At 57.4% G+C, this 19,623-nt stretch carries 21 protein-coding genes; 11 read left to right on the top strand and 10 right to left on the bottom strand.

The window, feature by feature from the left end; translation table 11 throughout:
- Window positions 1-60: 60 nt before the first annotated feature.
- A complete protein-coding gene (locus B2Q93_RS01860; protein ID WP_046885568.1) occupies window positions 61-387 on the bottom strand; it encodes a YnfA family protein in 327 nt (108 codons plus the stop codon).
- A gap of 148 nt (window positions 388-535) precedes the next feature.
- On the opposite strand from B2Q93_RS01860, the gene B2Q93_RS01855 reads away from it, so the two are divergent.
- The gene (locus tag B2Q93_RS01855) at window positions 536-865 is read left to right on the top strand and encodes a DUF1283 family protein (protein WP_233804646.1); all 330 of its coding nucleotides are present in this window, start codon (window positions 536-538) and stop codon (window positions 863-865) included.
- Window positions 866-904: 39 nt separating this feature from the next.
- Here B2Q93_RS01855 and B2Q93_RS01850 read toward each other — a convergent pair whose 3' ends face one another.
- Window positions 905-1,615 (bottom strand): YnfC family lipoprotein, encoded by a 711-nt coding sequence (locus B2Q93_RS01850; protein ID WP_207293692.1) that lies wholly within the window; start codon window positions 1,613-1,615, stop codon window positions 905-907.
- Window positions 1,616-1,719: 104 nt separating this feature from the next.
- On the opposite strand from B2Q93_RS01850, the gene B2Q93_RS01845 reads away from it, so the two are divergent.
- From B2Q93_RS01845 to dmsD, 5 genes are all read left to right on the top strand, one after another.
- On the top strand, window positions 1,720-2,025 hold the full coding sequence (locus B2Q93_RS01845) for a DUF1161 domain-containing protein (protein WP_207293691.1): 306 nt from the start codon (window positions 1,720-1,722) through the stop codon (window positions 2,023-2,025).
- Window positions 2,026-2,172: 147 nt separating this feature from the next.
- Entirely contained in the window at window positions 2,173-4,611 is a 2,439-nt protein-coding gene (ynfE, locus tag B2Q93_RS01840; RefSeq protein ID WP_286808880.1) for a selenate/tellurate reductase subunit YnfE, read from the top strand.
- Window positions 4,612-4,621: 10 nt separating this feature from the next.
- A complete protein-coding gene (locus tag B2Q93_RS01835; protein WP_040075798.1) occupies window positions 4,622-5,239 on the top strand; it encodes a DMSO/selenate family reductase complex B subunit in 618 nt (205 codons plus the stop codon).
- A gap of 1 nt (window position 5,240) precedes the next feature.
- Window positions 5,241-6,092 carry a dimethyl sulfoxide reductase anchor subunit family protein gene (locus B2Q93_RS01830; RefSeq protein ID WP_233804460.1) on the top strand — a complete coding sequence of 284 codons (852 nt, stop codon included), beginning with the start codon at window positions 5,241-5,243 and terminating at the stop codon, window positions 6,090-6,092.
- A gap of 42 nt (window positions 6,093-6,134) precedes the next feature.
- Complete coding sequence (dmsD, locus tag B2Q93_RS01825) at window positions 6,135-6,749, top strand: Tat proofreading chaperone DmsD (RefSeq protein WP_286931671.1); 615 nt, start codon at window positions 6,135-6,137, stop codon at window positions 6,747-6,749.
- A 23-nt stretch (window positions 6,750-6,772) separates the two neighbouring features.
- Here the strand turns inward: dmsD and B2Q93_RS01820 are convergent, their stop codons facing one another.
- From B2Q93_RS01820 to B2Q93_RS01790, 7 genes are read right to left on the bottom strand one after another with little or no spacing between them, the layout of a single operon-like run.
- Window positions 6,773-7,870: a fatty acid desaturase family protein gene (locus B2Q93_RS01820; RefSeq protein ID WP_286931670.1), complete on the bottom strand. Its 1,098-nt coding sequence runs from the start codon at window positions 7,868-7,870 to the stop codon at window positions 6,773-6,775.
- Entirely contained in the window at window positions 7,857-8,984 is a 1,128-nt protein-coding gene (locus B2Q93_RS01815) for a sterol desaturase family protein (protein ID WP_286931669.1), read from the bottom strand. Before B2Q93_RS01815 ends, B2Q93_RS01820 begins: the two co-directional genes overlap by 14 nt.
- Entirely contained in the window at window positions 8,977-9,594 is a 618-nt protein-coding gene (locus B2Q93_RS01810) for a phosphatase PAP2 family protein (RefSeq protein ID WP_286931668.1), read from the bottom strand. The genes B2Q93_RS01815 and B2Q93_RS01810 overlap by 8 nt, the downstream gene beginning before the upstream one ends.
- Window positions 9,591-10,877: a F390 synthetase-related protein gene (locus B2Q93_RS01805; RefSeq protein ID WP_286931667.1), complete on the bottom strand. Its 1,287-nt coding sequence runs from the start codon at window positions 10,875-10,877 to the stop codon at window positions 9,591-9,593. Before B2Q93_RS01805 ends, B2Q93_RS01810 begins: the two co-directional genes overlap by 4 nt.
- Window positions 10,874-11,680 (bottom strand): MBL fold metallo-hydrolase, encoded by an 807-nt coding sequence (locus B2Q93_RS01800; protein WP_233804447.1) that lies wholly within the window; start codon window positions 11,678-11,680, stop codon window positions 10,874-10,876. Before B2Q93_RS01800 ends, B2Q93_RS01805 begins: the two co-directional genes overlap by 4 nt.
- Entirely contained in the window at window positions 11,658-12,674 is a 1,017-nt protein-coding gene (locus B2Q93_RS01795) for an NAD-dependent epimerase/dehydratase family protein (protein WP_046887264.1), read from the bottom strand. The genes B2Q93_RS01800 and B2Q93_RS01795 overlap by 23 nt, the downstream gene beginning before the upstream one ends.
- Window positions 12,671-13,687 carry a 3-oxoacyl-[acyl-carrier-protein] synthase III C-terminal domain-containing protein gene (locus B2Q93_RS01790; protein WP_233804445.1) on the bottom strand — a complete coding sequence of 339 codons (1,017 nt, stop codon included), beginning with the start codon at window positions 13,685-13,687 and terminating at the stop codon, window positions 12,671-12,673. The genes B2Q93_RS01795 and B2Q93_RS01790 overlap by 4 nt, the downstream gene beginning before the upstream one ends.
- A 388-nt stretch (window positions 13,688-14,075) precedes the next feature.
- On the opposite strand from B2Q93_RS01790, the gene osmY reads away from it, so the two are divergent.
- From osmY to clcB, 5 genes are all read left to right on the top strand, one after another.
- On the top strand, window positions 14,076-14,786 hold the full coding sequence (gene osmY / locus B2Q93_RS01785) for an osmoprotectant ABC transporter permease OsmY (protein ID WP_046887262.1): 711 nt from the start codon (window positions 14,076-14,078) through the stop codon (window positions 14,784-14,786).
- Between the two features lie 21 nt (window positions 14,787-14,807).
- Complete coding sequence (locus tag B2Q93_RS01780) at window positions 14,808-15,707, top strand: glycine betaine ABC transporter substrate-binding protein (protein WP_046887261.1); 900 nt, start codon at window positions 14,808-14,810, stop codon at window positions 15,705-15,707.
- 9 nt (window positions 15,708-15,716) lie between these two features.
- Complete coding sequence (gene osmW, locus B2Q93_RS01775; protein ID WP_040075814.1) at window positions 15,717-16,364, top strand: osmoprotectant ABC transporter permease OsmW; 648 nt, start codon at window positions 15,717-15,719, stop codon at window positions 16,362-16,364.
- The gene (gene osmV, locus B2Q93_RS01770) at window positions 16,364-17,512 is read left to right on the top strand and encodes an osmoprotectant ABC transporter ATP-binding protein OsmV (RefSeq protein WP_046887260.1); all 1,149 of its coding nucleotides are present in this window, start codon (window positions 16,364-16,366) and stop codon (window positions 17,510-17,512) included. Before osmW ends, osmV begins: the two co-directional genes overlap by 1 nt.
- A 97-nt stretch (window positions 17,513-17,609) precedes the next feature.
- Window positions 17,610-18,902, top strand: a complete 1,293-nt coding sequence (clcB, locus tag B2Q93_RS01765) for a voltage-gated ClC-type chloride channel ClcB (RefSeq protein WP_286931666.1) — start codon at window positions 17,610-17,612, stop codon at window positions 18,900-18,902.
- On the opposite strand, the gene bioD is transcribed toward clcB, so the two are convergent.
- Window positions 18,855-19,550, bottom strand: coding sequence for a dethiobiotin synthase (gene bioD, locus B2Q93_RS01760; protein WP_040075818.1), 696 nt, complete (start codon window positions 19,548-19,550; stop codon window positions 18,855-18,857). The genes clcB and bioD overlap by 48 nt on opposite strands.
- Window positions 19,551-19,623: the final 73 nt, after the last annotated feature.

Raw genomic sequence — 19,623 nt, 5'->3', positions numbered from 1 at the left:
GCCTACTACCATACAAGTATTTCGATCAAAAAATCCTCACCGGATCACAAAAAGAGGCGCTCAGGGGCGCCCCCATCCTGCCACGATAATCAGCATGCCGCAGAGCGCTATCGCCGCGCCTGCCCAGTCATACGAGCTCAATTTCACCCCATCCACGACCCGTAACCAGAGGAGAGCCGTGCAGACATAGACACCACCGTAGGCGGCATAGACCCTGCCGCTGGCCGCCGGATGCAGAGTCAATAACCAGACAAACAGCGCCAGCGCTACCGCCGCAGGCAGCAAAAGAAACACCGACCCACCCCGCTTCAGCCAGAGCCAGGGCAGGAAACAGCCCAAAATTTCACAAACTGCAGTGGCGAAAAAGAGTAAAGTTGTTTTAATCATATTTAACGTACTTTGAGGGGGTTGAGTTATTATACCCAACTCTATAAGGAAGCGTTCCACACAACTGATGTGGTTTTGCCCTCAAAATGGACTGTTGTAGAATCGACGGCGTCATTTTCGAATCTTCGCCGTTCGGGAGAAAATCACCATGAATACAATGAGTATACGTCTCGGATTGGTTGCCCTGCTGGCGGCGATGTTTATCGCTCCAGTCTCTGCCAATACTAGCAAGTTGATTATCGAATCCGGGGATAGCGCGCAAAGCCGTCAGAACGCTGCAATGGATAAAGAGCAGTGGAACGACACCCGCAGCCTGCGCCATAAAGTTAATACCCGCGCAGAGAAAGAGTGGGATAAAGAGGACGTGGCCTTTGATGCGCGCGATAAGTGCCAGCAAAGCGCGAACGTTAATGCCTACTGGGAACCCAATACCCTGCGCTGCCTTGACCGCCGCACCGGCCGCAGCCTGGCACCCTAATCGCCCTGCACTTTACCGCGCAGATCCCTGCGCGGTTTCTCAATAGTAATCAATTGTGTTTTTGATGGTGTATTTGTGTTCCTGCGCCGGTTTTACGCTCTGATCCACAATCAGGAGCTCGCAGGTCACGGGGTTGTCATGGCGATCGTAATCGCAACTCTGCTTGACGTTGCCCAGCGTCTTGTCGTTCAGCATGCTGACGGCGGTATAATCCAGCCGCTTGCGAAGATCCGCAGAAGGTTTGGAGGCCACCGACAGCCGTTGCTCCCCTGAAACGCTCGTCTTGCCCAACGGATATCCATCCACATCGTAACGATAGCTAACATCGGTCTCTTTCCCGTGCGCGCTGACAATAAACCCGGCGTCATTGGTCTCCCATGAAGTGCCTGAAGCAACCATCTCGGCCAGCTGACATTTACCCTGTAAACGCAACTTTTTCTGCATCGTCTGCGCGTCGAGGTAGTAGTTAGCATTAAGTACCAGCGCCACCCCCGAATTCGATTCGATGTCGTGGATCTCCAGGGTATCGAAACACCCTTCGGTGGATAACGAACCGCTGACCCGTTTCGCCACTTCCCCTTTCTCATTCATCAGAGTCTGACTGAACTCTTTTACCGGTCCGCGCAGGGGATCAAAGTCAAATTCATTAGAAAAGCTTGCCATTTCAGGCGTAAACGAAAGCGGTGCTGAGGCGTTATCACATCCCGCCAACAGTGTCGTCAGGGCTAAACTGGCTGCAATTTTCTTCACGTAACTCACCAAATCTGGAGATAATTCTCAATCATATTAGCAAATACAGACGTTTACACTAAGCCTGCTAAAATTAACCTGATGCCAAACTAAAGGAGGCGGTTATGAAACAGTTACCTTTGATTACTGCACTGCTGCTGGCTGGCGTGGCTCCGGCTGCCCTGGCGGCACCCGATTCCTGCGAACGGGTTAAAAGCGATATACAGCAGCGAATTATCAATAATGGCGTACCCGAGTCGGGTTTTACCCTCAACATTGTGCCGAACGACCAAAGCGATCAACCCGATACTCAGGTTGTTGGTCACTGTGCTAATGACAGTTATAAAATTCTCTATACCCGCACCAGCAGCGGCAATTACCCGGTAAGCGGTGCCGCCACGCAAGACAATGCTCCCACCGAGCCCCAGTAACTTTCCCCCGCCCTGGCGGGGGAAATGCCCTCTTCATTGATAAGGATTAATATTTTCTACCTCTAAACAGGTAACACTCCCTTCGTCATTAGCCTGGTAATCATCAGGCATGAAATTGTTTGCACAACAATAACGATGGAGTGAGCTATGTCCGATCATCAGCACTGGGGGGCGATCAGTCGCCGAAGCCTCGTCAAATCCACCGCTATCGGTTCCCTCGCTCTTGCAGCGGGCGGGATTTCCTTGCCTTTTGGGTTACGTAGCGCGGCTGCGGCAGTTCAGCAAGCCACGCAGCCTGCAGAAGATAAAGTCGTCTGGGGCGCCTGTTCTGTTAACTGTGGCAGCCGCTGCGCGCTGCGTCTGCACGTTCGCGATGACGAAGTGTGGCGGGTCGAAACCGATAACACCGGCGAAGATATCTACGGCAATCACCAGGTTCGCGCCTGCCTGCGCGGCCGCTCTATCCGCCGGCGTATGAATCACCCGGATCGCCTTAACTATCCGATGAAACGGGTGGGCAAACGCGGCGAAGGAAAATTTGAACGTATCAGCTGGGATGAAGCCCTGAACCTGCTGACCGACAGCCTGAAAAAGGTGGTAAGCCAGTACGGTAACGAAGCGGTCTACATCAACTACTCCTCTGGCATCGTTGGCGGCAACGTGACCCGTTCGTCCCCGTATGCCTCGCTGGTGGCACGCCTGATGAACTGTTACGGCGGCTTCCTCAGCCATTATGGTACTTACAGTACCGCACAGATAGCCTGTGCCATGCCCTACACCTACGGCAGCAACGAGGGTAACAGCACCTCCGACATCGAGAACAGCCAACTGGTCGTCATGTTTGGCAACAACCCGGCGGAGACGCGCATGAGCGGCGGGGGTATTACCTACTACCTCGAACAGGCGCGGGAGCGCTCAAACGCCCGAATGATCGTCATCGATCCGCGCTATACCGACACCGCGGCCGGACGTGAAGATGAATGGATACCCATCCGTCCCGGCACCGACGCCGCACTGGTGAGCGCCCTGGCCTGGGTATTGATTACCGAAAATCGGGTTGATCAAGCCTTTCTTGATACCTACTGCGTGGGATACGACGAAAAAACCCTGCCAGATGGTGCCCCGGCCAACGGGCATTACAAAGCCTGGATTCTGGGGGACGGCGAGGACGGTCTCGCCAAAACACCTGAATGGGCGGCCAAAATTACCGGTATTCCTGCCGAACGTATTGTGAAGCTGGCGCGCGAAATCGGCAGCGCTAAACCGGCCTATATCAGCCAGGGGTGGGGTCCACAGCGTCATGCCAACGGCGAGCTGAGTGCGCGCGCCATCGCAATGCTGCCAATCCTTACCGGCAACGTCGGCACCCATGGTGGCAACAGTGGCGCGCGGGAATCTACCTATACCATCACTATCGAGCGCATGCCGGTGCTGGAAAATCCGGTCAAAACGCAAATCTCCTGTTTTAGCTGGACGGATGCCATCGCCCGCGGACCGGAAATGACCGCTACCCGCGATGGCGTACGCGGTAAAGAGAAGCTGGATGTCCCCATCAAATTTATCTGGAACTATGCCGGAAACTGCATCACTAACCAGCACTCGGATATCAACAAAACCCACGCCATTCTGCAGGACGAGAGTCAATGCGAGATGATTGTGGTGATCGACAACTTTATGACCTCCTCGGCGAAGTACGCCGACCTGCTGCTGCCCGATTTAATGACCGTAGAGCAGGAAGATATCATCCCTAACGACTACGCCGGGAATATGGGATATCTCATCTTCCTGCAACCGGCGACCTCGCCCAAATTTGAGCGCAAACCTATCTACTGGATAATGAGTGAGGTGGCTAAACGTCTCGGCAAGGATGTCTACGATAAATTTACAGAGGGGCGCACGCAGTCAGAATGGCTGCAATACCTTTATGCGAAGATGGTGGCCCGGGATCCGCTTTTACCCGCTTATGATGAGCTGAAGAAAATGGGCATCTATAAGCGACGCGATCCTGCCGGGCACTTTGTGGCGTACAAGAAATTCCGCGAAGACCCTCTTAACAACCCGCTGAAAACGCCCTCCGGCAAAATTGAAATCTACTCCAGCAAGCTTGCAGATATCGCCCATCGCTGGGAGCTTGCGCCAGACGAGACCATCAGCCCCCTGCCCATCTATGCTCACACCTTTGAAGGCTGGGATGATCCGGCGCGTGACCGCTATCCGCTTCAGCTTTTTGGTTTCCACTTCAAGGGACGCACCCACTCAACCTACGGCAACATCGACGTGCTGGAGGCCGCCTGTCGCCAGGAGGTGTGGATCAATCCGCTCGATGCCGCGTCGCGTGGGATTAAAAACGGCGATCTGGTCCGGGTGTTTAACGGACGCGGCGAATTGCGTATTGCCGCAAAAGTCACGCCGCGCATCATGCCCGGCGTCAGCGCGATGGGCCAGGGCGCCTGGCATAACGCCGACATGAATGGCGATCGCGTCGATCACGGTGCCTGCGTTAACACCCTCACCACGCACCGCCCCTCACCGCTGGCGAAGGGGAACCCTCAGCACACCAACCTGGTGCAAATTGAGAAGGCATAAGGAGTAGTCGATGACCACCCAGTATGGATTTTATATTGACTCCAGCCGCTGCACCGGGTGCAAAACCTGCGAGCTGGCCTGTAAAGATTACAAAGATCTGACCCCGGACGTGAGCTTCCGTCGCATTTACGAATACGCAGGCGGCGACTGGCAGGAGGATAACGGCGTCTGGCAGCAGAACGTCTTTGCCTACTATCTGTCGATTGCCTGTAACCACTGCGAAGACCCGGCCTGCACCAAAGTCTGCCCGAGCGGCGCCATGCACAAGCGGGAAGACGGCTTTGTGGTGGTTAACGAAGAAGTCTGCATTGGCTGCCGCTATTGCCATATGGCCTGCCCGTACGGCGCGCCACAGTACAACGCCGCCAAAGGCCACATGACCAAATGCGATGGCTGTTACGATCGCGTGGCAGAGGGCAAAAAGCCGGTCTGCGTGGAGTCCTGCCCGCTGCGTGCGCTGGACTTCGGCCCGATTGACGAGCTGCGGCAGAAACACGGCAAGCTGGCGGCCGTTGCGCCGCTGCCGTCGGCGCATTTTACGAAACCAAGTATTGTCATTAAACCCAATGCCAACAGCCGACCAACGGGTGATACCACCGGCTACCTGGCCAATCCGAAGGAGGTATGAGATGGGAAGCGGATGGCATGAATGGCCTCTGGTCATTTTTACGGTATTTGGGCAGTGTGCCGTGGGGGCAATACTGGTGATGGGCTTTGTCCTGATGCGGGAAAGTAATGGTCCGGCACGGGAGCGGATCCTGCGCATGATGTTCTTTGTCTGGCTGGTGATGGGGGCAGGCTTTATTGCCTCGGTGCTGCATCTGGGCTCGCCGCTGCGGGCCTTTAACTCCCTGAACCGCATCGGGGCCTCTGCCCTCAGTAACGAAATCGCCAGTGGTTCGCTCTTCTTTGCCGTAGGCGGCCTCGGCTGGTTGCTGGCGATGTTGAAGAAACTGCCGGATGCGCTCTACACCGCCTGGCTGGTGATCACCCAAATGCTGGGGATCGGTTTTGTCTGGGCAATGACCCGCGTCTATCAGATCGATACCGTCCCCACCTGGCATAATGGATATACCACCCTGGGCTTCTTCCTGACGGTGCTGTTGGGCGGCCCGATTTTGGCTGCGCTGTTATTGCAGGCGGCAAAAGTGAAGGTCCATAGCCAGGCGGCGGCATTAAGCGTCCTGGCGCTGCTGGTCGCTGTGGCAGTGGTGGTGCTGCAAAGCAACATGCTCGCCACTGTTCACAGCTCCGTGCAGCAGGCCAGTACCCTGCTACCGGAGTATGGTTCGCTGCAGGTGTGGCGTATCATACTGCTTGCTGCCGGGCTGGGATGCTGGCTGTGCCCACTGCTGCGACGCCAGTCGCCGAAAACCTGGGGGCTTGCTGCAGGGCTTGTTCTGGTCGTCATGGGTGAGTTAATCGGCCGTGGCCTTTTTTATGGTCTGCATATGACAACCGGCGTGGCTATCGCCGGATAAACCGGCGCGGGTTTGCCCCGCGCCACTGCAAGGGATGTTGGCATGAATTCTGTTTTACATCGCGAATCTTTCGCTTTTAGCGCCCGGGTTCTGGGCGCCCTGTTCTGGTACGCACCGGATAGCGCCGAGGCGGCACCGCTGGTAACGGCCCTCTCCACAACGGACTGGGCCGCCGACTGGCCTCTTTCATCGGAACAGCTGCAACCTGTGGTTGAGATCCTGCAATCGCCGGCCGATGAACCGTTACCTGAAGCCTGGCAGCGGCTCTTTATCGGCCCCTATGCGCTACCGGCTCCGCCATGGGGTTCGGTTTGGCTGGATCGTGAATCGGTGCTATTTGGTGACTCGACGCTCGCGCTGCGTCAGTGGATGCGTGATAACGCCATAACCTTTGAGGCTCAGCAAAATGAGCCCGAAGATCATTTCGGTACCCTGTTGATGCTCGCAGCCTGGCTGAGTGAAAACGGGCGTGACGATGCCCGCGATGCGCTACTGGCAGAACATCTGCTGCCCTGGAGTCAGCGTTTTCTCTCCGTGCTGGAACAGGAGGCAAAGCATCCATTCTATAGCGCGCTCGCCCAACTGGCCCGCCTGACGCTGGAGTCGTGGCGAACGGCGCTGCCCGTCCCGGTCGCGAAAAAACCGCTCTATCGTTGATAAACCTGCCCTTCGGGGCAGGTTTACGCCTCTGGCTTTTCACCCATCCGTGTTAAAAATCGCTGCTGGAGCTTCAGCAGATCGCGCAGCGACAGGCGCTGGTAATCCAGCCCTTCTTCACGTGCTATGGCCTCGATCACCTGACTTAAATCGTGATAGTGGCGATGATTCCAGTGCGGAAAGAGATGATGGGTCAGATGAAGATTCAGCCCGCCCAGCCAGTAGCCCAGCCATGCCGGACGGGTAGACCAGTCAAAGGTGGTAGTGAAGACATGGGCCAGCCTGCCCTCACTCATCTTGCCGTTTTCCGGAGGTAACTGCGCGTGGCCCTTCGCCCAGTGGGTACCGATGACCAGCATCACGAAGAAGAGCGACGAGGTCATCTGGCTCGCCAGATAGATACCCGCTACTGTTCCGGCGCTAAAACTGTCTGCCATTACCCAGCCAGGTAACAGCAGCGAGAACCCGATGTGTGCCCCCTTACCGCAGAGAAAAACCCACCAGCCGGCGAATCCACGCTTCTCGAGGTGGGGAGTGACCGGCGTCAGCCCGCCTCTGTCCAGCCAGTCCATCACCCAGATATACCAGGGAAAGGTCAACGCGGCCACCAGCGGCCAGTAGTAGCGTTGCGCCTGCATCATGGGCCGCCAGCGCTGCCAGGGGCTCTGACGCAGCAGGCCGTTTTCGGCGGTATCAGGATCGTAGCATTCGATATGGGTATAACTGTGGTGAAAACGTACGTGACGCACCCGCCAGCAGTCCGGATCCATGCCCAGCGGTACCGTGATGAGCCGGTTTAGCCACCGGTTCGCACTCCTGCCGCGCAGAAAGGCATTGTGGGAGGCGTCATGCATAACATTCACCGCCAGTAACATTGCGCAGACTATCATCAGCAGATACCAGACAAAAAAGGACAACAGGTGCTGCTGGATGAGCGCCACGCCATAACAGAGCAGACACAGCGCCAGCAGAGCCAGCGCTTTACCGACAGTGCGCGCATCTGCGTAGCGGTGATCATTATTTTTTGCCAATAACGCCCGTGACTCACGCTGTAACGCCCTGACCAGGCGTGGATCGTCTGCAGGAAAACGAATCGATTTTTGCGGATTAAACAGGTTCACGCTGTGCCTCGTTCACCCTGCGCCCTTGACCCGCCAACAGCGCAAGGGCGTGCACAACGAGCCCGGCCATCCCCCCCAGCCAGTAAGGCTGGCGCCAGTCCCAGATGCCGATAAACAGCAGCGGCAACCCCAGCGTCACCAGCAGCCAGAGCACCACTCCCCACAGCTGCCCATCGCTGATCCCGCACAGCGCGATAGACCCTGCGGCCAGTAATAAAAACAGCGCGGTCTGCTGCGTGGTGACCCGCTCAATGTCGTAGCCGTAAAGCTGGATATAACCCAGCACCAGGCCAAACAGTAAGAGCGCGCCGGCGATCACGATCGTAGCTGAGACGTTAAACCGCCGGGGCGGTTGAGCACGCGTTTTTCGCACCCCAAGCATGCGCAGGAAAGGCAGATTGCTCTCCCGCAGAGGATTAGAGGAAGGACGTTCACCCTGCACACCGTAACCGGGCTCGACGGGTGGCGTGACGCGACAAAAAGTACCAAATAACTTGTCCCAAAAGATAAAGGTACCGCCGTAATTGGAGTCGGCAAAGCGGCGCGCCTTGTAATGGTGTACCCGATGATGTGACGGTGTAACAAACAGATATTCCAGCCAACCCAACTTTGGTGTTAAGGCATTGTGGTTAAAGAACTGCGCGCTGTAATGCAGCACGGAGACGACTAAAAAAACGCTTAACGGGACGCCGAGCACCGCTAACACCAGAAAGAACGGGATCCCCGTTAATGAGGAGTACCATGAGTTCCTCACCCCCAGTGAAAGATTGAAATGCTCGCCCTGATGGTGCACCACATGTACCGCCCAAAGAGCGCGCAGCTTGTGGTGAAGGCGATGGAGCCAATAAAAACCAAAATCCCACGCCAGAAGGGTGAACAACCACAGCCAGACCGGTGATACGCCATCAAAAAGGTGCAGACTGAAGCGGCTGAAGACCAGCCCGTAACAGAGCACCTCGGTGCATCTAAACAACCACAGGACGATATGCCCGGAGTTGATGTTAAAGACAACATCGTGCCAGTCGATTTTTTGTCGCCCGGTCAGGTGTAAAATGCCCGCTTCGCCAAACACCAGAATCAGCATAACAATAATCGGAACCAGTAAATCACTCATTAATACGCTCCCTGTGTAATGTCCGACGCCTCTCCAGGTGTAACGCCAGCCAGCCGCATCCCCAGGCCAGCATGCCGCCACCCAGCAGATCGATAAACAGATGCCTGCGCAGCTGCAAGATCGAATATCCAATGGTAAGCGCCCAGACCAGGCTTGCCACCGTCAATACGCCCTGCCGTCTGGCGGCAATAGCCCAGACGGAAAGCAGGGTTAACGCCGCATGCAGCGATGGAAAACAGTTTTGTGGTGAATCGACGCTAATAAGCCAGGTCAGAAGTTGCGACGCGCTGCCGTCGGAAGAATAAGTGGGATAATGAAGCGTGGTCGGCCAGAGCAGGTAAATCACGCCTGCACCCAGCGCCGACAGCTGCATGGCGCATGTCAGCCAGCGCAGGCGATCGCGCGGAACCAGCAAATACCCAAGCGGCACCAGCAAGAAAAACGACAAATAGAGCCAGATTGCCGAGGGCGAGAAAGGAATACTGGAATCGATAGCCATCGGTGTCAGATGATATCCCTTCCCCTGCAGACGATCGCTGAGTGCGTAGGCCACCCCCACCGCCCCCCAGCCGAGAAGCATGTGCCACAGACGGGGTTTTATCGCATTCATGCTTCCCCCTGGCGACGGACGATACGCCGTCTTTTATGGGCAAAGTGCGCCGGTAACGGCCGGGAAATTAAGAACCAGTCCAGCGACGCGGGGGCGATCCCCTGGCGGGTGAAGAGCTCGCTGAGAGCCGAGCGACACTGCTCAAGGATCGCCTTGTCGCAATCCGCTATTAATGTCAGGCTCGCCGCTCCATTCTGCTCCAGCCGGTAGTCCGCCGTCAGGGGCAATGTCTGGGCCAGCACGCGGCTACAGGCATCAGCAAACACCACCTGTGGCTTACCTGCCCGATCGGGAAGTTGCAGCTGATCGTCCCGGCGCCCTTCGATGCGCTCGATGGCGCGGGCGGCGTTGCCGCAGGGGCATGGTGTCGTGCGCGCAACCAGCACATCGTCAAGCCGATAGCGCACAATGGGCTGAGTGGTGCGCGTAAAATCGGTAATCAACGGAATAAAGCGGCGATCGTCCAGCCACTGGGGCTCAATATGCACAAACTCTTCATTGAGATGCAGCGTGCCATGAGCACAGGTTGACGCCAGAAAACCTTCCGTTGCCTGATAGATTTCCCCCACTGAACCAAAAGTCTGTTTGAGCAAGGGTTTGTCCTGTTCGTCCAGCACCTCTGCTACCGAGATGACCTTTTTCACCGATAAGCTCAGCTCGCCGGCCTGTACCGCCAGCGCCAGGGCGCGCAGCACCTGCGCCGGGGCAACGATCAGGGTCGGAGATTGTTGTGCAAGACGGACAAGCCCGGCAGAAAACGGTGCCAGTAGATCGTAAAACTCGAGGCTCAGCCAGCGGTTATTGACGCTCTGATAGAGGTTGTTATCCGCACGCAAAAAAAGCGCCACGCGCTCGCCGGCGAACAGGCCATCCGGCAACGCTTTCGCCAGTATCCCGGCGGCCCAGACCTGCTGCTCATACGGGCTGACCACAAACAACCCGCGTCGCCCGGAGGTCCCCGACGAGAGCCCCACGCTATAGCGCCCTATCGTTGGACGAAAATCCCGACTCTGCTCGCTCTGCAGCGCACAGGCCATCAGCGCGTCGCGCTTCAGCCCGGCGGTGTTCATTTCATCGAACTTTTCCATCATCAGCGCCTTATCCATGGTGGGCCACTGGCTGAGAGGTAACCTGAGATAACGGCGAAACCATGGGCTTCGGGACAGCACCCGTTTTTTAAACCTTTCCAGGCGCCGGGTCTGCCACGCTTCCAGCGCCTCGCGGTCGGTAAAACGCAGATGGCGGGTGCGATAATAGCGCCATAGCAGCCGAAGCGGGATCATAAGTCTCCCTCATGGCAAAGACGGATATCCACCTGCCCTTGTTGCCAGAGCTGGTTGAGCTTTTCCAGCGTGCGATAAAACGCCGCCGGGTCAGACATCACCAGGTTCGCCAGGCGCGACGGCCCTTTCAGCTCCCGGTAACTGGTGGGAGACCAGGCGGCATCTGCCGCCAGTAGGGTCCATCCCGCATCGGTAAGCACAAAGGCGCCAAAATGCCCTGCGGCATGGCCTGGCAACGGCACCAGCAGAATTTCGTCATTGCTACCGGGCAATAGATACCCACGATCAAAGGGCATCAGCGCCGCAGGTAGCGCCACGCATTCGAAGCGCTCAAAGAAAGTGAGCGACGATTCAAACTCAGCGGGAAATAGCCCGGGGACAAAGGCCTGCCGCAGCGCGGCAAAGCCACGCAAATGTCTCACCTGCTGCCAGCCTTCCCCCGAGCAGAGGCAGGCTACGCCAGGAAAATCGCGTAACCCGGCAACATGGTCGGCGTGGTAATGCGACAGAATAATGCCGTCGATATCCCCGCCGGTGATGCCGCGCGCGAGCAGCTGTTGGGCCAGCGACGCCTGCGGGTCAAAGTAGACGGGCGTCATCTGGCGATAAATGCGAAAAACGCCTTCGCGGGTATATTGCTCAAACCACGAGGCATAACCCGTATCCCATAGCCAGCGCTTGCCCCCTGCCTCCAGCAGCCACGCGCGGGAAGGAAATTTGCAAACGCGAAAGCCGGCGCCTTTCAGCGCCATGCAGCCAATATGGGTACAGTAGCCCACTTCAAAGGCGGTAATCGTTGCCATGCGTTCTTAGCCACTCCCCGGTACGTGCGATGCCATCATCCATTGTAAACACCGGGTGATACCCCAGTTCATCAATGGCCCTTTGTTGACTTAAGGTCATATCGAAACAGACCGTGCCCGCACTATAGCGGGTAATGCGTGGTTCCTTGCCGCTGCAATGGCCCACTAGCTCCATACCGCGAGCCACCAGCGACATTAGCGGCCAGGGCAGCGCCTGGATGCGATAGTTCAGGCCAAGCTGCTGGTGCAGCAGCGCGTTGAGCATCGTTTTAAGCTGCTGCGGCTGATGGTTAGTGATGTTATAGACGCTGCCGGAGCGCAGCCCGGCCTCGCCGGTGGCGAGGGTCATGGCGTGCACCACGTTTTCGACATAGGTCAGATCGAGTAGCGCCTCTCCGCCGCGTGGCAAGCGCAGCACGCCGCCGTCGCGGTGCAGTTGCTGCAATAGCCGCGGTACGATCACCCTGTCGTGAGGGCCGAACAGGCCGCGCGGGCGCAGAAGCACAAAGGTGGTGGCCGGGAAGCGCGCAACCGCAGCCTGAATCCGCTCTTCAGCGGCGTATTTGCTGCTGGCGTAATGGCTGGAAAAATGGCGCGCCCGGTCACTCTCTTGTACATCGTAGCGATGCTGAAAGTCGAAATAGATGGCCGGAGTCGAAATATGAATAAAGCGGGGGATTTCCAGCTCCCCAGCGGCCTGCGCCAGGCGGCGGGTGGACTCGACATTGGCCTGCCAGAAGGCGGCGCGCCCGCCCCAGGGCGACGATTTCGCGGCACAGTGCCATACTGCGTCGCAGCCGTTCATTAACTGGCGGCACTCCGCCTCGCTGGCAGTCGTTAACTCGAGCGGGATAAAGTGCGCCCCCGCCTGCATTAAAGCGTTGCCTTCCGACCGATTGCGACCGGTGGCGACCACCTGATGCCCTTGCGCCAGTAATTGCGAAACGGCATTGCGACCCAGTCCGCTGGTCGCGCCTGTGACCAGGATCTTCATGGGATCAGCACCATTCCTGCAAGGGTCAACCCCGCTGCCGTCCCAATCAGCATGACGGGTTTACCCGGCTGGAAACGCCCGGAGATGACCGCTTCATGTAACGCAGTCGGAATTGAGGCCGCCACCTGATTACCGTAGTAGCGATAGATGTCGACCAGTACCGCTTCCGGCACCTTGAGGCGCTTACGCATATGCTCAAGCGAAAGATGGCTGGCCTGATGGGGTACCACGGTAGCAATCTCATCAAGGGCAATACCGCTTTTTTGCAGCAAACGTGCAAAATAGTCCTCAATCAGCGATGCGGCGAAGCGGAATAGGCGTTTGCCCTGCATGTGGAACAGGAAATCGCTATCGGTCATGCCCGCGCGCGGGTTACGTCGCGTGCCACCGGCGCGGATTTCACACAGTTCGCTGCCATCGGGATACATTTCAATCAGACTGGCGACGATACCGCTGGCCCCATCTCCTCGTTCAACGATAGCGCAGGCCGCGCCGTCGCCAAAGATCAGCGAAGACTCTTCATGCGCCCAGTCGATACCCCGCGAAGCGATATCCGCCGAGACAATTGCAATACGCCGATAAGCGCCGCTATTGAGCAGGCCGGCCGCCACTTCCAGCGCTGAGATAAAGCTGACGCAGCTGCTGTTAATGTCAAATCCGGCTACGCCTGCGGGCATATTCGCCGCCTGCAAAATATGGATCGCGCTGCAGGGTAGCGCCTGAACGGCAATGGCCGAGGCGCAAATCAGCAGGTCGATGGACGAGGGGGCGAGCGACGCCGAGGCCAGTGCGTTATGCAGCGCCTCTGCCGCCAGAGCCGCCTGGCTGGCCTCTGCCGTGGCATGATAGCGCCAGAGAATATTTGAGCGTCGCTCAACATAGCCTTCGGGCTTACCGAGCTGGCGGTCCAGCGTTGCGGATACGATTTTTTCTCCCGGTAACGCAATGCCCGTGGCAATAATTTTTAGCGCTGTCGTGGGTGCGCCAGTCACCCCTGTTTTTCCCTGCAACACACTCACTTCCCTCTGCAGAATTTGTGATAGTTCTTTTTATGCTGGCTCAGGTCACCACGTAAGAGACGCTGAGCGGTAACGCGAAGAGTACAGGCGAACAGACCAGGCTGCCAGACCCGCGTTTTCAGGGTTGACAGCCGCCACCATAGTGACGTTGTCACTTGTTGCATCGCGGTTTAAGACTATTCTGCCCGGCCCTGTGCCATACGTTATGCCATAAGGCGTAACACCCTGTTTTCCCTCTAAACCTTGCGCAACAGTTTTTGTCATTAACTGGCACCTTTGCCGGCTCGTTGCTATAGCTGAAAAAGACCCTGCCGGAACATGGCATAACAACAGGCGACCAACAGGTTGCTATAACGCATGCACAACAGGGAGACACACCGCAATGCACGCATCGTTTTTCACACGCGCACTGTTATTTATCGCCGCCATCGCCGTGGTACTCGGGCTGCTTACCTGGGGTATTGGCCTTGAGACGATAAAAGCGCGCCAGGTTGACCTGATCTATCTCGGCCAGCAGCATCTCATCCTGGTCTTTTCCTCCATGTTTTTTGCTTTGTTGATTGGCATTCCCAGCGGTATTGCCCTCAGCCGCCCCGCCGCACGCGGTATTGCCGAATATGTAATGCAGATCTTTAACGTCGGCAATACGTTGCCACCGCTGGCCGTACTGGCGCTGGCGATGGTGGTGATTGGCATCGGTGACACTCCGGCCATCATCGCCCTTTTCCTTGCTTCGCTGCTGCCCATTGTGCGTAACACCTACGCCGGGCTCTGTTCAGTTCCCTCTTCCTTACTGGAGGCGGCAAATGGCATCGGCATGACCAAATGGCAACGCCTGTGTCAGGTCGAGCTGCCCAATGCCTGGCCGGTAATCTTATCGGGGATCCGCATCGCAACCGCCATTAACGTGGGCACCGCGCCACTGGCGTTTCTGATCGGGGCCAGCAGCTATGGCGAGCTGATCTTCCCGGGCATCTACCTGAACGACTTCCCGACGCTGATTCTGGGTGCTGCCGCCACGGCGCTGTTTGCCCTGATTCTGGATACGTTGCTGGCCGTGCTGGGCCGTCTTCTGAGCCCGCACACCGCCTGATAATTATAATAAGGAGCCACCATGACACTCTTTTCCCGCCTGGCAGGGCTGTGTGCTGCCACGCTCTTAGTCGCGCAAGCGCAGGCCGCGCCACTGATTCTGGCGACCAAAAGCTTCACCGAGCAACATATCCTCTCCGCCATGACCGTGCAGTATCTGCAAAAAAAAGGCTTTGAGGTTCAGCCAAAGACCAACATCGCGACGGTGATCTCCCGTAATGCCATGATCAACAAGCAGATTGACATGACCTGGGAGTACACAGGCACCTCGCTGATTATCTTTAACCATATCAATAAGCGCATGTCGCCCGAAGAGTCTTACGAGACGGTAAAACGCCTGGATGCGAAGCACGGTCTGGTGTGGCTTAAACCGGCCGATATGAACAATACCTACGCCTTCGCCATGCAGCGCAAGCGGGCCGAAGCGGAGCACATTAATACCATGTCGGAGATGGTGGAAAGAATTGAAAAAATCCGTAAAACCGATCCGGACAATAACTGGCTGCTGGGGTTGGATCTGGAGTTTTCCGGGCGCAGCGATGGCATGAAACCTCTGCAGGCTGCCTACCAGCTGGAGCTTGACCGCCCACAGATCCGCCAGATGGATCCGGGTCTGGTCTATAACGCCATTCGTGACGGTTTCGTCGATGCCGGCCTGATCTACACCACCGATGGTCGGGTAAAAGGCTTCGACCTGAAGGTGCTGGAAGATGACAAAGGCTTCTTCCCCAGCTATGCGGTTACGCCGGTGGTGCGCCAGGATACGCTGAAAGCGAACCCGGGACTGGAGGAGGCGCTGAACACACTATCTGACCAGTTAAATAATGAGGTGATCACCGAGCTGAATAAAAAAGTGGATATCGATCATCAGTCACCCCAGCAGGTCGCTCGCGACTTCCTGCGAAGCAAAAATCTGCTGTAAGGAGGAGAGATGGAGACGATTCACTACATCATAGACAACTGGGGTTATCTGATGACCCTCACCTTCCAGCACCTGTGGCTGGTCGCGCTGGCGGTAGGGCTGGCGATAATCATCGGCGTTCCGCTCGGGATTCTGATTGTCCGTCACAAATGGCTGGCCACGCCGATACTCGGCCTGACCACCATCCTGCTGACTATACCGTCGATTGCGCTGTTCGGGCTGATGATTCCGCTATTTTCGCTGATCGGTCATGGCATTGGCGCCCTGCCTGCCATCACCGCCGTGTTTCTCTACTCACTGCTGCCCATTGTGCGTAACACCCATACCGCCCTCGATAGCCTTCCGTCCGGTCTGCAGGAGGCGGGGCGCGGTATCGGCATGACCTTCTGGCAGCGCCTGCGCTGGGTTGAGATCCCGATGGCACTGCCGGTCATCTTTGGCGGCATTCGTACCGCCGTAGTGATGAATATCGGGGTGATGGCAATCGCCGCGGTGATTGGCGCGGGCGGCCTGGGTCTGCTGTTACTGAACGGCATCGGCGGCAGTGATATCCGTATGCTGATTGCCGGCGCCGTAATGATTTGTCTGTTAGCCATTGTGCTGGACTGGCTGCTGCACCGTTTGCAGCGCGTTCTGACTCCAAAGGGGATTCGATAATGATAAAACTGGAAAACCTCACCAAACAATTTGCCCAGAAAAATGGTCAGGGCGTGAAAGCGGTAGATAACGTTAACCTGAACGTGCCCGAGGGCGAAATGTGTGTGCTGCTGGGCCCTTCCGGCTGCGGTAAAACTACTACGCTGAAGATGATCAACCGCCTGATTGCCCCCAGCAGCGGCAAAATTTTGATTAACGGTGAAGATACCACCGGCATGGATACCGTAACCCTGCGTCGTAGCATCGGGTATGTGATTCAGCAGATCGGTCTTTTCCCGAATATGACCATCGAAGAGAACATCACCGTGGTCCCCCGCATGCTGGGCTGGGACAAGAAACGTTGTAAAGAACGCGCCACAGAGTTGATGGACATGGTGGCGATGGATCCGCACAAGTTCCTTAACCGCTATCCGCGCGAAATGTCCGGCGGTCAGCAGCAGCGTATCGGCGTGATTCGCGCCCTGGCGGCGGATCCGCCGGTACTGTTGATGGATGAGCCCTTCGGCGCCGTCGACCCCATCAACCGCGAAGTGATTCAGAATCAGTTCCTGGAGATGCAGCGTAAGCTGAAAAAGACGGTGATGCTGGTGAGCCACGACATCGACGAAGCGCTCAAGCTGGGGGATCGTATTGCCGTCTTCCGCCAGGGGCGTATTGTACAGTGCGCCAGCCCTGACGAGCTGTTGGCAAAACCGGCGAACGACTTTGTCGGCTCTTTTGTCGGCCAGGACCGCACCCTGAAGCGTCTGCTGCTGGTATCAGCGGGTGATGTCACCGACCAACAGCCGACCCTTACCGTGCGCCCGGATACGGCTTTAATGGAAGCCTTCGCGCTCATGGACGATAACGATATTCGCGCCGTCACCGTGGTCGATGGTCAGGGCAAGCCGCTTGGATTTGTTAAGCGTCGGGAAGCCCGAAATGCTACGGGGGCCTGCGGCGATATTATCCATCCGTTCCGCATCACCGGCAAAGCCGAGGACAACCTGCGCGTTGTGCTGTCGCGCCTTTACGAGAGCAACACCAGCTGGATGCCCATCGTCGATGAAGAGGGACGCTATAACGGCGAAATTTCCCAGGACTATATTGCCGAATACCTCAGCTCCGGTCGTACCCGCCGGGCGCTGAATATTCATAGCGACACTTAATCCCATCCGGCCCGGCTTCTGTCGGGCCGAATACGGCTTTCCTGACCGTCGATTTTCCCTCACAATTACCCCACTCTACCTTTTCTATTGCCGAGCTATGCAGCGTCTTCATGCTTATCCCGATATCCGGGCGATGTTTCGTCGGTTACTGATTGCCACCCTGACGGGCGTGCTGGCGGCACTGGCCGTGGCCGTCTTTCGCCATGCGATGTACCTGCTCGAAGTGGCATTTTTAAGTAATGACAGCGGTAGCCTGGTGAACGCGGCCGCCAGTCTGGCCCCCTGGCGGCGCGCCATCACCCCGGCGCTCGGGGGACTGGCGGCGGGTCTGCTGCTGTGGGGCTGGCAACGCTATACGCGCCAGCGCCCGCATGCCCCCACCGACTATATGGAGGCGATTGAAACCGGTGACGGGCAGTTCGATTATCCCGGCAGTCTGGTGAAATCCCTCGCCTCGTTGCTGGTGGTGGCGAGCGGCAGCGCCATTGGCCGCGAAGGGGCAATGATCCTGCTGGCGGCGCTGGCGGCCTCGTGGTTTGCCAGGCGCTTTACCCCACAGCGCGAGTGGAAACTGTGGATAGCCTGCGGTGCGGCAGCCGGTATGGCCAGCGCTTATCATGCTCCACTGGCAGGCAGTTTATTTATCGCCGAAATCCTGTTTGGCACCCTGATGCTCGCCTCGCTCGGCCCGGTGGTGGTTGCCGCTGTGGTGGCGCTGCTGACCACTCAGCTTCTCAGCCCGGGCGTGACGCAGCTGTATCAGGTGCACCTGAGCGGCTTACCCGACGGCATCGATTATGCGCTGATGATCGCCATGGGGCTGCTGGCAGGGCTTGGCGGCCCCCTCTTAATGTGGTTGATGGACCAAAGCCACGCCCTCTTCGTGCGGCTAAAGCTCTCTCCCCCGCTGCAGCTGGCGCTGGGCGGATTGATTGTCGGGTTGCTGTCGCTGTTAACGCCCCGGGTCTGGGGCAACGGCTACAGCGTGGTCCAGGCGGATCTGCTGGCCCCGCCGCTGCTTGCGGTCGTAGGCGGCGTGTTGATCTGCAAATTGCTGGCGGTATTAGCCAGTAGCGGTTCAGGCGCCCCCGGTGGAGTATTTACACCGACGCTGTTTATCGGTATGGCGCTGGGAATGGTCTTCGCCCGGATAGCCGGCGTAGCGATCCCCCAGCCGGAGATGGCGATATTGCTGGGGTTAACGGGGATGGCCACGCTGCTGGCGGCCACCACCCATGCGCCGATTATGGCGACGTTGATGGTCTGTGAAATGACCGGGCAGTATGCGCTGCTGCCCGGCTTACTGATTGCCTGCGTGCTGGCGTCGGTACTGTCGCGAACCTTACGCCAGAACGCGATCTACGGCCAGCGCGCGGCCGAACATGGTTAGATCGATATATTGCGACAGCTCTCGCTGCTCTGCCCGCGGCAGATAAGGTAACTCGCCCACCAGAGGGCCCGGCAGTTTTTTGCTCAGCACCTCGATGATTTCGGCGTAATGGGCCAGCCCCGGATTGATGCGGTTCGCCACCCAGCCCACCAGCGGCAGACCGTCGTTGGCGATAGCCTGGGCGGTTAGAAGGGCATGGTTAATGCAGCCCTCCTGAATACCCACCACCATCAGTACCGGCAATTGCTCCTGGACCACCCATTCAGAGAGCGGACGCAGGTCGTTCATCAGGCTCCGCCAGCCGCCGGTGCCTTCAACCACCACGTGATCGACCTTGTCACTTAAGTTCGCCAGGCCGTTCGACAGCAAGGTGTAATCGACACGCCCGCTGTGCGCTACACTGCTCTCATCTTCGCTGAGGGCAATAGGGTTAATCGCCTCATAGGGCAACGCCAGGGAAGAGACGCTTTGCAGCACCAGGGCGTCTTTATTACGCAATCCTTCTGGCGTCTCTTTACTGCCTTTTGCGACTGGCTTGTATCCTGCCACGCACTTACCGCTCGCAGCCAGGGCCTGCAGTAAGGCGCGGGAGACCACTGTTTTGCCGACAGAGGTATCCGTACCCGTAACAAAGAAACGCTTAAGCATCACTTACTCCACCGTTATGCCGTGAAAATATAAACCAACGAAATAATTCAGTGGAGGAAGTCTAAGGTATCCG

This window comes from Leclercia sp. UBA5958 (assembly GCF_002430365.1).
Classification (GTDB): domain Bacteria; phylum Pseudomonadota; class Gammaproteobacteria; order Enterobacterales; family Enterobacteriaceae; genus Enterobacter; species Enterobacter pneumoniae.
The sequence above is the reverse complement of the archived record's forward strand: the minus strand, read 5'-3'. Positions and strand labels throughout refer to the sequence as shown.

Coding starts and splice junctions, on each gene's coding strand:
- B2Q93_RS01810 (WP_286931668.1), bottom strand. CDS start 9,594: ATGAATGCGATAAAACCCCGTCTGTGGCACATGCTTCTCGGCTGGGGG.
- bioD (WP_040075818.1), bottom strand. CDS start 19,550: ATGCTTAAGCGTTTCTTTGTTACGGGTACGGATACCTCTGTCGGCAAA.
- clcB (WP_286931666.1), top strand. CDS start 17,610: ATGCAGCGTCTTCATGCTTATCCCGATATCCGGGCGATGTTTCGTCGG.
- B2Q93_RS01795 (WP_046887264.1), bottom strand. CDS start 12,674: ATGAAGATCCTGGTCACAGGCGCGACCAGCGGACTGGGTCGCAATGCC.
- B2Q93_RS01805 (WP_286931667.1), bottom strand. CDS start 10,877: ATGATCCCGCTTCGGCTGCTATGGCGCTATTATCGCACCCGCCATCTG.
- B2Q93_RS01860 (WP_046885568.1), bottom strand. CDS start 387: ATGATTAAAACAACTTTACTCTTTTTCGCCACTGCAGTTTGTGAAATT.
- osmW (WP_040075814.1), top strand. CDS start 15,717: ATGGAGACGATTCACTACATCATAGACAACTGGGGTTATCTGATGACC.
- B2Q93_RS01815 (WP_286931669.1), bottom strand. CDS start 8,984: ATGAGTGATTTACTGGTTCCGATTATTGTTATGCTGATTCTGGTGTTT.
- ynfE (WP_286808880.1), top strand. CDS start 2,173: ATGTCCGATCATCAGCACTGGGGGGCGATCAGTCGCCGAAGCCTCGTC.
- B2Q93_RS01830 (WP_233804460.1), top strand. CDS start 5,241: ATGGGAAGCGGATGGCATGAATGGCCTCTGGTCATTTTTACGGTATTT.
- osmV (WP_046887260.1), top strand. CDS start 16,364: ATGATAAAACTGGAAAACCTCACCAAACAATTTGCCCAGAAAAATGGT.
- B2Q93_RS01855 (WP_233804646.1), top strand. CDS start 536: ATGAATACAATGAGTATACGTCTCGGATTGGTTGCCCTGCTGGCGGCG.
- B2Q93_RS01780 (WP_046887261.1), top strand. CDS start 14,808: ATGACACTCTTTTCCCGCCTGGCAGGGCTGTGTGCTGCCACGCTCTTA.
- B2Q93_RS01800 (WP_233804447.1), bottom strand. CDS start 11,680: ATGGCAACGATTACCGCCTTTGAAGTGGGCTACTGTACCCATATTGGC.
- dmsD (WP_286931671.1), top strand. CDS start 6,135: ATGAATTCTGTTTTACATCGCGAATCTTTCGCTTTTAGCGCCCGGGTT.
- B2Q93_RS01845 (WP_207293691.1), top strand. CDS start 1,720: ATGAAACAGTTACCTTTGATTACTGCACTGCTGCTGGCTGGCGTGGCT.
- B2Q93_RS01835 (WP_040075798.1), top strand. CDS start 4,622: ATGACCACCCAGTATGGATTTTATATTGACTCCAGCCGCTGCACCGGG.
- osmY (WP_046887262.1), top strand. CDS start 14,076: ATGCACGCATCGTTTTTCACACGCGCACTGTTATTTATCGCCGCCATC.